The 16,468-nt window shown below is 39.7% G+C and carries 8 protein-coding genes and 3 pseudogenes; 8 read left to right on the top strand and 3 right to left on the bottom strand.

The window, feature by feature from the left end:
* Window positions 1-119 precede the first annotated feature (119 nt).
* The 3 genes and pseudogenes from zwf to edd all read left to right on the top strand — a co-directional run bounded on the left by zwf (window position 120) and on the right by edd (window position 4,193).
* On the top strand, window positions 120-1,595 hold the full coding sequence (zwf, locus tag MCS_RS00055) for a glucose-6-phosphate dehydrogenase (protein ID WP_004854183.1): 1,476 nt from the start codon (window positions 120-122) through the stop codon (window positions 1,593-1,595).
* 11 nt (window positions 1,596-1,606) lie between these two features.
* A complete protein-coding gene (gene pgl, locus MCS_RS00050; RefSeq protein ID WP_004854181.1) occupies window positions 1,607-2,362 on the top strand; it encodes a 6-phosphogluconolactonase in 756 nt (251 codons plus the stop codon).
* A 25-nt stretch (window positions 2,363-2,387) separates the two neighbouring features.
* Window positions 2,388-4,193: pseudogene (gene edd, locus MCS_RS07940) on the top strand (phosphogluconate dehydratase).
* A gap of 368 nt (window positions 4,194-4,561) precedes the next feature.
* On the opposite strand, the gene folD reads toward edd, so the two are convergent.
* On the bottom strand, window positions 4,562-5,461 hold the full coding sequence (folD, locus tag MCS_RS00035; protein WP_004854171.1) for a bifunctional methylenetetrahydrofolate dehydrogenase/methenyltetrahydrofolate cyclohydrolase FolD: 900 nt from the start codon (window positions 5,459-5,461) through the stop codon (window positions 4,562-4,564).
* 316 nt (window positions 5,462-5,777) lie between these two features.
* On the opposite strand from folD, the pseudogene MCS_RS00030 reads away from it, so the two are divergent.
* Window positions 5,778-7,691: pseudogene (locus tag MCS_RS00030) on the top strand (AsmA family protein).
* Between the two features lie 58 nt (window positions 7,692-7,749).
* Here the strand turns inward: MCS_RS00030 and MCS_RS08430 are convergent.
* Complete coding sequence (locus MCS_RS08430; protein WP_004854166.1) at window positions 7,750-7,893, bottom strand: hypothetical protein; 144 nt, start codon at window positions 7,891-7,893, stop codon at window positions 7,750-7,752.
* A gap of 206 nt (window positions 7,894-8,099) precedes the next feature.
* Here MCS_RS08430 and MCS_RS00025 point away from each other — a divergent pair, with 206 nt between their 5' ends.
* Window positions 8,100-8,846 (top strand): 16S rRNA (uracil(1498)-N(3))-methyltransferase, encoded by a 747-nt coding sequence (locus MCS_RS00025; protein WP_004854164.1) that lies wholly within the window; start codon window positions 8,100-8,102, stop codon window positions 8,844-8,846.
* 68 nt (window positions 8,847-8,914) lie between these two features.
* A complete protein-coding gene (locus MCS_RS00020; RefSeq protein ID WP_004854162.1) occupies window positions 8,915-10,288 on the top strand; it encodes a glutamate--cysteine ligase in 1,374 nt (457 codons plus the stop codon).
* An 81-nt stretch (window positions 10,289-10,369) separates the two neighbouring features.
* Here MCS_RS00020 and MCS_RS00015 read toward each other — a convergent pair.
* Window positions 10,370-11,704, bottom strand: a pseudogene (locus MCS_RS00015) (restriction endonuclease); the annotation flags it as partial.
* Window positions 11,705-12,486: 782 nt separating this feature from the next.
* On the opposite strand from MCS_RS00015, the gene MCS_RS00010 reads away from it, so the two are divergent.
* Both MCS_RS00010 and MCS_RS00005 read left to right on the top strand, forming a co-directional pair.
* On the top strand, window positions 12,487-12,717 hold the full coding sequence (locus MCS_RS00010; RefSeq protein WP_004854158.1) for a hypothetical protein: 231 nt from the start codon (window positions 12,487-12,489) through the stop codon (window positions 12,715-12,717).
* A gap of 146 nt (window positions 12,718-12,863) precedes the next feature.
* On the top strand, window positions 12,864-16,468 hold a 3,605-nt coding region (locus tag MCS_RS00005), incomplete at its 3' end, for a filamentous hemagglutinin N-terminal domain-containing protein (RefSeq protein ID WP_154645798.1).

Genomic DNA, 16,468 nt, shown 5'->3' with positions numbered 1-16,468 from the left:
TTAAACATTCATTAAAAAGAAGAAAATTAATGGCTTATTTAGTGTCTATCTGCTTTAATGATTGAGGCTTCTATGAATTATTTGAGCTTTTATCACTTAATGAGAAGATAGACAAGTCAATGGTCAGTAAAATTATACCAGTCTCTTCTTTTGATTGTATTGTTTTTGGTGGCAATGGTGATTTGGCATTACGCAAACTTTTTCCTGCTCTGTATTACTGTCAGTGTGTGGGGCAATTTAGTGAGCCAACACGTATCATTGGGATTTCACGGTCTTTGTTGAGCAACGAAGAGTATCGCAATTTTGTTTGTGCTGCTTTAGAAAAACATGTTTCTCCAAATGATCTCAAGCAAGTTGAGCTCAATCGTTTTCTTGAACGTTTAACTTACGTTTCTGTTGATGCTTTATCAAATATGGGATGGGAAAATCTCTCTTTATTACTGTCAGAAGATTCAGCTGATATTCGGGTTTTTTATTTGGCGGTTGGCTCACCACTTTTTGGTGATATTGCAAGAAGGTTGAAGCAAAACGATTTGGTAACGCAAAAAACACGTATTATCGTTGAAAAACCAATAGGTTACGATATAAAAACAGCAGTTGAACTCAACGATACATTGGTAGGAATTTTTGGCGAAGATCAAATCTTTCGTATTGATCATTATCTTGGCAAGGAGACTGTTCAAAATTTAATGGCATTGCGGTTTGTGAATACGCTGTATGAGCCATTATGGAATTCTAATTATATTGATCATGTTCAGATAACAGTTGCTGAATCTTTAGGGTTGGAAGGGCGTGCAGAGTATTATGAGAATACTGGTGCACTACGCGATATGGTCCAGAACCATATGTTACAATTGCTTTGTTTGGTTGCCATGGAAATACCATTTGTCAATAGTGCAAATACTGTGCGTGATGAAAAACTTAAAGTTTTGCATTCTTTAATGCCACTTGGTATTCATAATGTAGAGCGATATACTGTTCGTGGGCAATATCTTGCTGGTTTATTGGATGGTGTTTCTGTAAGATCTTATCTTGATGATTTGGGAAAAAATGTTAGCAAAAGCGAAACATTTGTGGCACTTAAGGTTAAAATTAACAATTGGCGTTGGGCGAATACGCCTTTTTATTTACGAACAGGTAAACGCATGTTCACACGTATGTCTGAAATTGTCGTGGTTTTCAAATCTATTCCCCATAATATTTTTGATACAGCTTCAGATGAAATTTTTTCTAATAGGCTTGTTATTCGTCTTCAGCCTGATGAGGGTGTAAAACAATGGTTGATGATCAAGGATCCAGGTCCAGGTGGTATGCGGTTTCGTCATATTCCATTGGACATGAGTTTTGCGTCTGCATTTTCTGAGCGTAATCCCGATGCTTATGAACGCTTATTGATGGATGTTATTCGCGGAAATCAAACATTATTTATGCGGCGTGATGAAGTTGAGGCTGCTTGGCGTTGGATTGATCCAATTCTTGAAGGGTGGAGAGCAATAGAGCAGCCTATTCATGGTTATAGTGCTGGTTCATGGGGACCATCTGCTTCGACTGTTTTGATGGAACGTGATGGACGTGTATGGAACAATTTAGTTTAGAGCGATAAAATATGCATGAAATAAATATTGACCGTTTAGATTTTGAAACACCTACTACTTTAGCTTCGGCATTGGCTGATCGTGTTGCAGCAGAGCTGAGTGTTTCTGTGCTTGAGCGTAAGCGCGCAATTTTAGCTGTTTCTGGTGGAAGAACACCGGAATTGTTTTTTCATTATTTGTCAAAAGCTGATATTGATTGGCAAAATATCATCATCACTTTGGTTGATGAACGTTTTGTTCCTGCGCATCATGAGCGTTCAAATGAACATATGGTGCGGCGTTATTTATTACAAAATTTTGCAGCTAAAGCACGTTTTGTAGGACTTTATCAGAAGGCAATCACTGTTGAGCTCGCTGCTTTTACAGCAGCTAATCGGATAAATACTTTGCCTAGACCATTTGATGTCATTGTTTTGGGAATGGGTGTTGATGGGCATACTGCTTCCTTTTTTCCTGATGCTGATCGTTTAAAGCAAGCACTTGATCTTCAGACTCAGGCACTTGTTTTACCACTTCATGCCAAGAGTACTCTCGAGTCTAGGCTCTCGCTGACATTACCAGTTATTATACAATCTCGTTGTATTATTCTTCATTTTGAAGGTTTTCAGAAACGCGATTGTTTTGAAGAAGTTTGTCAGGATGGATCTGAGATAGAAATGCCTGTTCGCGCGGTTTTACGCAATGCCCATCATCTTGTTCAGGTTTATTGGTCGCCTACAGAAGATGAAATAAGTGCAGCAAAACGTACGGATACAGTTAATACGTAATTTTCTTTGGTAATGAGACGCACATATAAAAAGGAATAAACATGGCCCTTTCAAAACAATTGCTACAGTCACGCGAAGAATTTATGAGCGCTCTTTACCAAAACGAGAAATTTATCTAGACCGTATTAGAAAAGCACAAGAAAATCGTCCCAAACGGAGTTTTTTGGGATGCGCCAATCAGGTTCATGGTTTTGCGGCTTGTGGTCCAATAGATAAAGAGCGTTTGAAGTGTAATATTGTTGGGAATATTGGTATTATCACTGCGTATAATGATATACTTTCAGCACATCAACCTTTTGAGACTTTTCCTCACTTAATTAAAGAGACTGCCTGTATGATTAGTGGTGTGGCACAAGTCGCAGGTGGTGTTCCTGCGATGTGTGATGGTGTGATGCAAGGAAATGTAGGGATGGAGCTTTCTTCTTTTTTCGCGTGAAGTGATTGCAATGGCGACAGCTATAGCCTATCACATGATACATTTTATGTGGTGTTGTACCTTGGAGTCTGTGACAAAATTGTACCTGGTTTGGTGATTGGAGCAATAACATTTGGTCATTTGCCAGGAATTTTTGTTCCTGCGGGTCCTAGACGAGTGGTCAAGGTAATGATGAAAAAGCAAAGGTATGCCAACTTTATGCGGAAAATAAGATAGATCACCAAACATTGTTGGAATCAGAAGCGCGTTCTTATCATGAGCCAGGAACATGTATATTTTATGGGACAGCGAACACAAATTAGGTCATACTTGATATGATGGGGCTTCATATACCTGGAGCTTCTTTTATCAATGCCGAATACACCATTACGTAATGCATTGACACAGGAAGCTACCAAGCGTGTTTTTAAAATTACAGCTCTTGGTGATAATTATACGCCTATTGGTAAGGTCATCGATGAGCGTTCTTTTGTGAATGTCATTGTAGGATTAAATGCAACAGGAGGTTCTACCAATCATGCCATTCATTTATTTGCTTGACATGGTGTGATATTGCAGAAATTTCGTCAGTTGTTCCTCTTTTAGCACGGATTTACCCTCATGGTTTGGCGGATATAAATCATTTTTGTGTTGCTGGAGGTATGGGATTATTATTCGAGAATTGATAGAGGCAGGTTTGGTCCATGAAAATGTTCGTACAGTGTTTGGAAAAGATCTCAATGCTTATGCAATTGAGGAAAAGCTTTATACTGATGGTAGTGTGGTGCGTCATCATGCTTTAAAGGAAAGTGGCGATCATAAAGTGTTAACAGGATGGAAAAAGCCCTTTCAGCCTGATGGTGGTATACGTGTTTTGTCGGGGAATTTAGGGGCAGCCATTATTAAACTTTCAGCCGTTAAATTTGAGTGTTGGCGGATTGAAGCACCAGTTCTTGTCTTTAATGATCAAGAAGAATTACAAGAGGCTTTTAAAGCTGGAGCATTGAATAATAAAGACTCTTTATAGCTGTTATTCGTTACCAAGGACCAAAAGCAAATGGTATGCTAGAGCTTCATAAGTTGACGACAATTTTGAGCATTTTACAAGATCGGGGATAACAGGTAGCATTGATAACGGACGGTCGTATGTCAGGAGCGTCAGGAAAAATACCTGCTGCAATTCATGTGACACCAGAAGCTTTAGATAATGGTTCCATTGCACGTTTACAGGATGGTGACATCATTTGTCTTGATGCACATGTATGTAAGTTGACTATTTTGGGAGATTTAGCACAATTTAACGCGTGAACCATTAGGTCTCCTGATCTGTCAAAGAATGAATATGGCGTTGGACGTGAGCTTTTTCGTCAAACTGTTAACCGTGCAGATCAAGGGGCATCTGTTATAATAGCATGAGTTAAAAGCCTAGCGCGAAAAGGAGAAAAGAAAGAAGTATATAATAAATATTACAATACATTTATTTTTGTTGGTAATTTATCGTTTTATATCTTGAAAGAGAACCTCAAATACTGAAGTTCTTTCATTTCAAACTCTCTTTATAATGAGGCAATAAAGGCTATTTTTTGCATGTTACAAATGAGATTGGCATATGGATAAAATCATTTAAGAAAGGAGGAAAGATGCTTTTCATGAGTGGTTTCAATGCAAGAGACGCAACATCGGGATATGACAAATCTCATAATGGTATTGGTTTACATTTGCATAGATGTAAAGATACTGGTGTAAACAGATGTTGTGTTATACCAATCATGTGTATAAAATCCTTATAATTTGGGGACCGGTAAATTATGTAATCGAGCTGTGGCTTTGAGCGTATTAACCATAAGCATGGCAATTGTCATTGGCCCTACGCCCCCTGGAACAGGGGTTATTGCAGCGGTTTTTCCTTTTATTTCTTCGAAATCAACATCACCGACAAGACGTGTTTTTCCAACTCCTTTTTCTGGTGCAGCAATACGGTTAATGCCAATATCAATAACAATAGCACCTTTTTTGACCCAATCTTTTTTAATCATTTGTGGACGACCTACAGCTGCTACTAAAATATCTGCGCTACGACATACGTCATCGAGGTCGCGGGTGCGACTGTGAGCAATTGTTACAGTAGCATTTGCTGCTGTTAAGAGAGCAGCCATAGGTTTTCCAACAATATTAGAGCGACCAACAACAACAGCATCAAGACCAGATAAATCACGTCCGCATTGTTGTTCAATCATCATCATAGCACCGGCTGGTGTACAAGGAATGATAGCATCGTCAAGGGCATGTGCTGCGAGTTTTCCTACATTGATATAATGGAAACCATCAACATCTTTTTGGAAAGCTATAGCTTGTGTTATGCGGTTTGCATTAATATGAGCGGGGAGGGGAAGCTGTACTAAAATACCATGGATTTTGGGATCATGATTTAATGTTGCAATAAGTTGAAGGAGTTCTTGTTCTTCTACTTCTTTGGAAAGCATATGTTTTATGGAAAGAAAACCACATTCTTCAGCTTTTTTGCTTTTTGATGTAACATATACCTGACTAGCGGGGTCATCTCCAACAATAATAACAGCAATACCGGGTTGTATCTTATAATTATCGCGGAGTTTGGTTGTTTCAGCTTTAACTTTCATAATAATTTCTTCAGCGAGTTTTTTTCCGTCGATAATATTATTCATGAGAGCAATCCTTTCGGTAGGGCTATTTATTTGTTGTAAAGCATTTGCTGAAGATACAATAGAACTTTATAGCAATATTCATATGAGAACATTAAGAATGATTCGATAATGCTAAGTATTTTATAGTTTTCAGAAGACTTTTAAATAATGGCTTTATAAAGAAGCAGCAACATTGTTGTTCCAATAAATTTTGGATAAGAACAAGAATAATGAAGTTCTCAAATGAGATCTGACGGATTTGAGGATTATCAGAAACTTTTTAACATTTATTTAGGTTTGCTTTTAATCTGTTGTAGAGGCAAAAGTGTAGAGGAATATTGCGCGCGCCAGAATAACAAAATTTTTGAGCGGAATTTTCATTACAATTGTTTTTTGTTTGGAGTTGGTATTTTCGTTTTACCTTATCTTGTATCTACAAATACAATACGTATTCGTTTAGCACGGGATTTGAGTGCGTGGACAGGTTATAATGTACAATTGCGTGATCCTCCGCGGTTAAATCTTTTTCCTTACCCTAAAGCATATCTTTCCGGTGTTACTTTAACATCAAAAATGAATAATGCTGTACCGTTGATGAAAGCTGAATCAATAGAAGTTAGTCTTTCTTTTATGGATCTTTTTTGGGGCCACGTCTCTTTTTTAGAGACGCGAATTGTGCATCCGCAATTTGTTATGGAAAAGCCCATTAAAACAGTAGCAGATTTTTTTAATAAATTTTCACGGCTACAAGGTGCATTAGGATTAGCAATACGCAATGCTCGTGAAATAATTAAACGTAACCCTGATCAGCTAGATATAGAGTGCTTTTTGGAGCAACCCTTCGGGAGAATTGAGATCAAAAATGGCATACTTGTGTATCATGATAGTATTTCTGGTATGCCAGAAAAAATAACGGGATTAAATGCAACTTTAGATTGGCCAAAAGCAACACAGGCAGCACAGTTTCGTGCAGATGCGCGTTGGCGTGGGGAGTTAACAAAATTATCAATTGATGCTGATCAAGCATTGCTGCTTTTAGCGGGAGGAAAAAGCCAAGTTAAGGCAAATGTCAATTCGGTGCGTGGTGCTGTAACCTTCGTAGGGAAGGCATGGCTATCTGAATATTACATTTTTGACGGAAAAGTATCAGTTCATTCCCCTAGCTGGACTCAAACGTTAGCTTGAATTTGTGGCAAGCAATTGTGGGGGCATGGATTACAAACACCTATTGTATGGGAGTCTCGTTTTTTAGCAAAACCAATGCATATCGAGATGAATAATGTGGCATTTACGATGGGTATAGCAAAAGCGCGTGGCGCTTTAGAAGTTGATTTTCAGAATCATGTGCCAGCTATAATGGGATCTTTAGCTTTTGATGATCTAGATAAATTTTTTAAGAGCAGTATTCTTTTCTGCTAAGGAGAAAAAAATATTCTTTGATAGGACAATTTTTGATTACATTGGAGTTGATGTACAGCTTTCTGTACCACAAGCAAAAATAGGGAATCTTGAGCTCAAAGATTTGGCTGCTGCAATACAAATAAGAGATGGGCATGGCATTTTTGATCTTGGACATGCGCACGTTTTTGATGGATCGCTTCAAAGTAATATTCAAATTGCACAAGTTGGTCATAAAATGTGTATTGAAGGGCAAATTTCAGGGACCTCCATTGATACAAAAGTAGCCTTAGAAGCTTTAAAAATCATTCCATTTGTACAGAGCAAGGTAGACTTTACCATGACAGTACAAACGCTTGCTAGTTCTTGGTCAGAAATCTTTAAGAAAATGCAGGAGGAAGTAGCATTGAACATGTCTTCTGGTCGATTGTTAGGGTATGATGTGAGTAAATTGCATGCATTGCTTTTAAAAAATGAACAATTCCATTTAGTAAATGACAATACTCTTTCAACAACATTTGAGCGTTGGGATATCCAAACAAAATTTTCAGATAATATCATGACAGTGGTACAATCATTGATGTGTGTGGCGGATTGGAATGTATCTCTTTGGGGTGCAATTTCATCTGCTAATATTCAAGATTGGTAGAACGAATTTACATTGCAGGGGCAATTACGGAAAAGTAACAATTCAGAAACTTTATGCAGAGATATCCAATGTCTTGCAAATAGCCTTGCTCAGCCTTTTATCTTCTCTCTTAGCTCATCAGGCCAAGATTATGGCAATTTTTGGGTAAAAAGAGAGCGGTGGTGCAAATTGATCTTTCCCCTTTATTACTCGCAGGGCTTTTAGAAAGTTATTGAAAAATATTGTTTTAGTATAAAGCTTTAAGAATATTCTGGTATTGTGCTTATTGTATCTCAGAAGAGATGCCATAGCCGTCTTTCACGGTTACGTTCTTTCCATCTGCTACAACAGAACCGATTCCTATAGTGATCAGAATAAAGGCTAAGAGAGTAGTAATTGTAATCACTGTGGCTTTTTTAGCAGACATATTTTTCTCCAATTATGCGATCAGTTACTGAATGCAATGGTGAATAGTTGTGTTATTATAAACTTGTAGATAAACAGAATCACTTAATGTTCCATTTGTTCCCATTATTATTTTATAAAGCTCAAAAAATTCTATAGTTCTATAGATATGATTTTAGCTTTTTGTTATATATTTTTTTATTATCGTAAGCTTTGGCACAATTTTTTATGCGCATAAATTATAAACTTAAAAGACTTTTTATTAAACAGCCATTTGCTATGAATAAGGAGATAAAGATAGAGAAGGCGCAAGCTTCTTATCTTATACGCGTTTTGCGTATGCGGGAGGGAGATGAAATTTTACTTTTTAATGGACAGGATGGTGAGTGGCTTGGGAAACTTATCTTTGTTGGGAAGAGATTTGTTGTGGTTCAACTTACCCATCAAGAAAGATTGCAAACAACGCATTCAAATCTCATTTACTGTTTTGCTCCACTCAAAAATGCTCGTTTGGATTATATGGTGCAAAAAGCTGTTGAGATGGGGGCATCAATTTTGCAGCCTGTTATAACGCATCACACACAGGTTACGCGTATCAATATGGCGCGTATGGAGGCTAATGTTATTGAAGCTTCTGAACAGTGTGGCATTTTATCTTTGCCTGAATGTATACCAGCTGTTTCGTTAGCAGAACTTTTAGCACGTTGGGATGAGATGCGACCTTTGTTTTTTTGTGATGAAGCGCATAAATTGCATAATCCATTACATCTTTTAAAAAAGCACGAAATGACAGGGGTGGGTGTTCTTATTGGACCAGAGGGTGGGTTTAGTGAAGAGGAGCGGAGCTTTTTAAAAAAACATCCTATGGTAATTCCGATATCGTTAGGACCGCGTGTTTTGCGCGCTGACACTGCAGCTGTTGCTGCTTTGGCTCTTATTAATGCTACCGTGGGGGATTATTGGTCAACTGATTGAGAAGTTTGTGAAATCATTCTAAATGATTCATTTGAAATAATGGAACTGATGATGGGGTACAATAAGTTATGGCGCTTGATATAACTGATGAAAGTGAAATTCCTAACTTAGATTCTTTGGTTAGCTATTTCCAAGGGGGGTGTAAGGCGAAGAATGATTGGCGTATTGGTACAGAACATGAAAAATTTCCGTTTTATAGAGATGGCTTTCGTCCCGTTCCCTATGAAGGAACAAGGGGAATTCGTGCACTTCTAGAAGGAATGCAAGAAGCTTTAGGATGGAAGCCTATTCTAGATGAAGGGAATATTATCGGGCTCGTTGGAGCAGTTGGTCAAGGAGCTATTTCTTTGGAGCCTGGAGGACAATTTGAATTGTCTGGTGCACCGCTGAAAACAATTTGCCATACTTATTATGAGCTGATAGAACATTTAGAACTTCTCAAGAAGATTTCAGGGCCATTGGGGATTAGTTTTCTCGGGATGGGAGCTAGTCCAAAGTGGACTTTGGAGGAAACTCCCCGAATGCCTAAATCACGTTATCAGATTATGGCCGATTATATGCCAAAAGTTGGTCATAGTGGTCTTGATATGATGTATCGCACATCGACCATTCAGGTTAATCTTGATTTTTCATCTGAAACTGATATGCGGCGCAAAATGCAAGTATCAATGAAGTTACAATCTATTGCAACAGCATTATTTGCCAGTTCACCTTTCACGGAAGGCAGTCCGAATGGCTTTTTATCTTGGCGCTCTGAAATTTGGTGTGACACTGATAATCAGAGGTCTGGAGTTCTTCCCTTTGTATTTTCTGAGCATTTTGGTTTTGCCGATTATGTTGAATGGGCACTTGATGTACCAATGTATTTCGTTGTGCGTGACGGTCGTTATTATGATTGTACACATATAACTTTTCGTCAGTTTATGAATGGAGCATTAAAAGAGCAGATTACAAATGCAATGCCCAATATGGGAGATTGGATTAATCATCTATCGACGTTGTTTCCCGAAGTACGCTTAAAACGATTTTTAGAAATGAGAGGTGCTGATTGTGGTTCTTGGAAGCGTATATGTGCGTTGTCGGCTTTTTGGGTTGGGCTTCTTTATGATAGCGAAGCGCTTAATGAAGCAGAGGCTTTGACAAAAGATTGGTGTTTTGAAGAGGTTTTGGATATGCGCAGACGTGTTCCAAAAGAAGGATTAAGAACACCTTTTCGTCAAACTATAATTTTAGAAATAGCCCGTCAGGCTGTTGCTATTTCACGCAAGGGCTTACAAAATCGCCGACAATGTGCTGCGGATGGTTTTGATGAGACAAATTTTCTGGATTCTCTAGAAGAAGTGATCGCCATGGGTCAAACAGATGCTGATAAATTTTTGTCTTTTTATTACTCTATTTGGGGTGGAACTGTGGAACCTCTATTTTTAGAATATGCCTATTAGCTTTTGAGGAAAGGAAAATATTTGCATGTTTTGAAGAGTAGCAATATTGCTCTGCTAAATCGTGTGTTTTCTCAATTTTATCTCTTGGTGCTGCAGATGCTGGATAGATTTACTCACTTCTCCTTCATCAACACCTAAAACGATAATCTTGTAAGGCGTTAAAAGTCCATTCTTTACAGCATGGGAGAAACTATAAGAATAAAGGATTTTGCCATAAAGCTCTTCATCATCCATAGAAGCCAGAACAGCATCAATCTCATTAGCTTGTTTTTTAGCATTGTCACTAAAGATACGAGGCGTTGCTGTCATATACAGACGTTTCTTGCCCCGAATAAGGCTGTTATCATGAACCTTGATAAACTCCGATTCACTCTTGTCTGTTCCTAACACAGCTCCAGTGGTACGGTGTGCTTCATCACAAATGATCAGATCAAATTCTGGTAAAGCATATTTCTTTTGCGCATCCGAAATCACTTGGATCGAATGGTAAGTAGCAAAAACCACTGTCATTGCATCAGGAGAAGTCTTATTGGCTTTTTCTCCAAGCTTTTGAGTATCTGTTGTTGCTGGTAGAGCGAGATCCGAGACATCGAGTTCGGCAGCATCATCTTGGGCTTTACGACGCTTGCCAACTTGTGTATCAGAACACACCGCAAAGGAACGCAAGGGTATCTCTGTATCTGCTGTCCATTCTCTTATTGTTTGTGACATGAGAGAAAGAGAGGGGACAAGAAATAAAACACGTTTACCTTGACCAGCAAGAGCTTCTGCTATCTTCAGACTGGTAAAGGTCTTTCCCGTTCCACACGCCATAATCAGCTTGCCGCGGTCTGCTTCTTGTAAACCGTCACAAACAGCTTTAAGCGCTTCTTGTTGATGATCTAAAAGCTTTTTCGGTTCTTTTTTCTTAAGAGTAGCTTCCCCTTTGCTTTCAAAGGTTGCCCAATCTATTTGACTGTTTTCCAGATCAAAAAGATTAATCCGTTGAATGCGGACTCCTTGTCCTTCACAGGTGAGATCGGCATTGTTACTCCAATTACCTTCGGTGCTATCAACCAGAATACGGCGTGTGAAGATCTTTTTTCCCGAGGCGGCAATAAAGCTATCAATATCTTCTTTCTTGATCTGATGATTTGCACTATAAAACTTACATTGAATAGCGGCATATCCTTCTTCATCACGGATTTTAGCAACCAGATCAATGCCGATATCAGTACCATCCCAACCGTGTTCCCGTGCCCAATCTCTATAGGTCTGAACCTTTTCATATTCTTGGCATTGCAGAGGGTCTTGCGTCAAATAAGCAATTACAAACTTTTCAAAAGAAGTTCCTCTATCGCGCGCACCTTCTGTATGATCACGGTAGGATTGTAACAGAGAGCGTAATGTCAGTGGTTTGTTATGAGATTGAAGCATTTATAATAAAACCCCACCGCTTTATAAGCGTTGATCTATCGGTGTCAAAAAACTTTAAATAAAATCTGCTAGATCTATTTAAAATAAATAGCAATAGTAAAATAAGAAAAGGATGCTAAGACCCATAAAGTGCTTAAAAATAAATTTTATAAAAGCTGCTTATCAGCAGCTCATGACATGAGGTCAGATCAGCAAAATAGTGGAATTTGCTATTGATTTCACGTGTCAATCAAGACAAATTTGATACGTGTTTTAAAATATCAGAATAATTATTTTGAAGCGTTTTGTCACTTTCTAAAATATAATTTTGTTTTAAAAGAACTGACAAGACTCTTTTTCTGAAGCAATTCAGATCATTTTCTTTGGAGAAAAGTTGCTTTATGAGAATGCCATTAAAAAGAGTTTTGTGTATTTGAGTAGAAAGTTTTTAAGAGAGATTGCTTTATTGTTTGCTACTATGATTTTATCAAAGGATGCGCTTGGATAGCGTGATGTCTCGTTTATATTTGTGTCGTTTTGAGGGTTTAGAGGGGCTAGAGAGTGAGTTTATTGTTGGGATGTTGAGGCATTAAGCATTGACTTTCCAAACAATTTTGGTTACAGCTTTGATGGTATAAATATGGGTGAGAGAGATCTTCAGCAACTAAAATAAAGCAGTTTTTGGGTGTTACTTTTCTTTGGTTACAGAGGCATGTGCTTTTGTTAAAAGCGTCATAGGATAGGGGCTGTTTTGAGCGGTGTTATCAGAGGTTCATGAAGCGTTTTTAAATAATGCTTTTTGAATGATGCAAAGTGGGGGGCAATCTGTATTGTTTTCTGTATTTTTACGCCGAAGTTCTCTTTTGAGAATTTTTCTAGCCATTTTAGTGTTGTTTGGCATGTTTTCTGGCATAACTGTTTATGCGCACTCTTCAGCACTTTTATATCCAAAAATACCAATAGATGATTTTGTGCGTGAGCATTTACGTGCTTTAACGCTTGGCAAAGTTTCTCTCTCTTTTGAAGAAAATTAGAGACCATTTTGGGAGGGAAAGGTACAGCTTGCAATTCATCATATATTTTTTGGAGCACATTTAAGCACAAGAAGCCAGGAACATTTTTTATGACATTAACAATGAGTCTTTAAGCATAGATAGGAGGGGAAGAAGTGTCATATGATATGAAAGCGAAAATGGCAATTTTGTTTGAAGTTTTAGTATCGAGTACTATGCTTAAAAAGGTTTTGGTAGGTGGGATTGGTTTCCCTTTTCTTTTACAGCCAGCAATGTTACAGGCGCAAATTGTTGTTGATCCTAACGCAGGTGCCGCTCATCGTCCTGATATTGTGGCAGCACCCAATGGGGTTTCCTCGATTGATATTGTTACACCCAATGGCAAAGGCTTATCACACAATAAATATTACGATTTCAATATTGGAAATCCAGGTGTCATTTTAAACAATCATGCGCAAGAAGTGGGACAATCGCAGTTGGGTGGCATTATGCCGGGCAATCCGCATTTGCGTGTTACGGGTTCAGCAAAAGTGATTTTAAATGAAGTAACCAGTGGCAAGCGCAGTGCGTTGAAAGGTCCAGCGGAGGTTTTTGGGCATCAAGCAGATGTGATTATAGCCAATCCCAATGGGATAAGTTGTGATGGTTGTGGTTTTATCAATACGCCCCATGCGACCTTAACCACAGGTGTACCAGAAATTGATGGGAGCGGTTTTCTGAAAGGCTTTGAGGTGCGAGGTGGGGATATCACCTTTGGAGCAAAGGGAGCGAATTTTTTCTCTGGTCAAGGTGCTGTTGATATTGTCGATATTGTCTCACGCACAGTGCATTTTGAAGGAGCTGTTGCGGGGAGGGAGATTGGAGTGACAGCAGGCACGGGTCACTTTGATTACGCATCTCGGCAGATGAAGGAACTGACCGATATTACCGGCAAACCGGAATATGCGATAGATGGTTCTGCGTTAGGGGCTCTACAGGCGGACAGAATAAAACTTGTGGCGACAGAAAAAGGTGTTGGGGTTCGCATGCGTCATGATATGGCGGCCAATGCGGGGCAGTTACATCTTTCTGCGGATGGGAAACTCTCGTTGAAGGATGTCTTTGGTCATGATGGTGTTGTCCTCAAATCGAAAAGCCAGAGCGTATTAGCAAAGCACATTACGTCGAAAAAGCATATTGAGATTGCAGCAAAAAAGGATGTCACGTTAGAGACGGTTGGTGCGGATGGTCATTTGAGCGTAGATGCGCAGGATGGGCTTTTATTGATTGCAGGAAAAGCAACATCGGGGGGCAATATGGAGCTATCTTCGCGCCATTTTCTCCAAGTTTCAGGGCTAGGGTCAGGTGCTGATATGGCTCTTGAAGCGGGCGGAGACTTGAGGCTTGAGGGGATTGTTTTAGCGCAAAGGAACCTCAAGGCACATGCCGGAGGTGATATCCAGGCGCAGCTTTTAGCTGGTGGGGTTGATATGGCGGCAACGGGTACTGCTGGTGTTGTTGTTCTTGGCTCCCAAGGGGATGTTGCTCTCCAGAGCAGTCAAGGTGCGATTTTCGCTGAAAGTGTTTATGGAGCAGGAGATATCACCCTGGTTTCTCATAACGGGCTTTCAGTTTCTCAAACAATTCTGTCGCATCAAAATGTTGCCATTCATGCACAACCAGAAACAAATGCTGCGGTTCATTTTGATCAACTTGTAGCCTATGGCAAAGCAGTGATTGATGGAGGGGTAGTCGATTTTGCTTCACTGATGACGGGTGGTGATACTGTTTTAAAGGTTGAGAATCTGGATGCAGGAACACTTATTACGGGTGTTGATTTTGCTCAATCGAGTGCAAGAGCTACAGGCGCTCTTTCTTTGCATGACAAAGGTTCCCTTTCTCTCACGGCACAAAGGGGTGTAAAGGTTGGGCAGATTGTTAGTAGTGAAAATATTGAACTTTCTGCTGGCCAAGACATTTATTATGGTCAGGTTATCGGCTCTGGCACAGCAACATTGACATCGGTATCAGGAGGGATCAGTGTTGAGAATGAGCTGTCTGCTAAGGGGGATGTGAGGTTAACGGCAAACGCTCTCGATTTAAGCAATAATCGTTCTCATATTTACACACCGCAAACGCTGTATTTAAAGGGGGATCATATTGATGTTTCGGGGAGCACGCTGACTTATGGCGGTTTAGATTTTAACAGTACCAAAGCTCTTGAGATTGTCCATGCAAGGCTACAAGCCGTGACAGATCAGGGGGGGACTGGAGATATTCTTTTTGTTGCTCCAGGCGTTATGGTGGATGAGGCTACATCTGTTTTAGCAGCCAGAGATTTTACCATCAAAACAGGGGAGCTTGAAAATAGTGGTCAATTGGCATCGGGACAGAATTTAGCCTTTAGCGTGAGGGGTGATGCAAGGAACAGCAAAACGGGTTTAATCTATGCTGGGGGGAGTGGAGCCTTCAAAGTCGATGGGGCTTTGCTCAATGATTTTGGTGCCATTGTAGCAGAGGGTGATTTATCTTTTACCAATGCAGAAGGTACCGGGAAAAGCTTTTCTCTTGTTAATAAAGCAGGCTTGATTCAAGCTGGTGGAAGCTTAAATATCCAAACCAACACCCTGAAAAACGAAGCTGATAGCACGCCTGTCATCACAGAAAAAACGGAAGAAGTCGCCATCGCATTCGAAAAACCAGAAGGCTCTGAGGCTCTTGCACATAGTTTTTATCCTGGTGAAGACGGTTTTTTGTATTATGACACAAGAGATGATTTATGGAGCGCTATACATGAGAATAAAGAAGAATCCTGGGGTATGTTTGAGATAATAAAGCTTTGGCCTGACAAAGAGGGAACCTATGGCAAGATAACTTTGGAAGATAGAACAATCTACAAGGCATTTACTTGGAAAACTGCAAAAATTCATTCCGGGCTGAGTATAGATGGTTTTGAATTTGTCATACAAGGGTATCAGTGGAATGATTCTGCATATATGACAGAGAAAACAGTCACTGAAGCATTTTCGCATAAACCGTCTGTTCAGGGAATGATACAATCTCACGGCAATCTCATCATTAACGCTGATACCATTGAGAATAACTATAGCATTATGAGAGCGGAAGGAAACGCTGATATCCATGCCGGCGTGCTAACCAATTTAGGAGCAACGGCTTATAAAAACACCTATATGGTTTGTCATGCAAACACAGACAGTTGTTATGGCTATAAAGCTGATGGAAGCCGCGATGTTTCTTTAGACATAGCCAATGGCAAGGATCGTCATATCCGCTCAGAAGCTTTGGAGAGCGTTTCTGGTCTTGTCCAAGCGGCGGGCACATTGAATTTGGTGGTTGATCAACTCGACAACACGGCAGCGGAAGGCTCGATTACGGGGGATGCGCATTTTGAAGCCAAAGCGGCTGGAGGTAATCCACTGGAGGCATTAAGCGGTTTAACCGGTGCTGGTGCTTTATTTACACCAAACATCTCTATAGCTGGTACAGCTGGTGTTTCGGATGGGAGTTCGTTGCCTTTACCAAAACCCCAATCGGGTGGGGTTGGTGGCACGCTGCCGAAACAAAATTTTCTTTATGAAACGCGGGCAGAATTCCTCGATGTTGGCAAGTTTTATGGCTCAGCTTATTATTTGAACAGAATTGGCTACAATCCTGATCGGGAGATTTTTTTCTTAGGGGATGCGTATTTTGAAAAGCAGCTGATTGAAAAACAAATGCGTGATCTTGTTGGTCAAGGTTTAGGAAAAGGCTCTTTTATTCCTGGAAGTGATGC

It is taken from the genome of Bartonella doshiae NCTC 12862 = ATCC 700133 (assembly GCF_000278155.1).
In the GTDB taxonomy this organism is placed as follows: Bacteria; Pseudomonadota; Alphaproteobacteria; order Rhizobiales; family Rhizobiaceae; genus Bartonella; species Bartonella doshiae.
This window is presented reverse-complemented; position numbering and strand designations above follow the sequence as displayed.

Excerpts from the sequence above, each read along its gene's own strand:
- zwf (WP_004854183.1), top strand. The coding sequence starts at position 120 with ATGGTCAGTAAAATTATACCAGTCTCTTCTTTTGATTGTATTGTTTTT.
- pgl (WP_004854181.1), top strand. The coding sequence starts at position 1,607 with ATGCATGAAATAAATATTGACCGTTTAGATTTTGAAACACCTACTACT.
- folD (WP_004854171.1), bottom strand. The coding sequence starts at position 5,461 with ATGAATAATATTATCGACGGAAAAAAACTCGCTGAAGAAATTATTATG.
- MCS_RS08430 (WP_004854166.1), bottom strand. The coding sequence starts at position 7,893 with ATGTCTGCTAAAAAAGCCACAGTGATTACAATTACTACTCTCTTAGCC.
- MCS_RS00025 (WP_004854164.1), top strand. The coding sequence starts at position 8,100 with ATGCGCATAAATTATAAACTTAAAAGACTTTTTATTAAACAGCCATTT.
- MCS_RS00020 (WP_004854162.1), top strand. The coding sequence starts at position 8,915 with ATGGCGCTTGATATAACTGATGAAAGTGAAATTCCTAACTTAGATTCT.
- MCS_RS00010 (WP_004854158.1), top strand. The coding sequence starts at position 12,487 with ATGATGCAAAGTGGGGGGCAATCTGTATTGTTTTCTGTATTTTTACGC.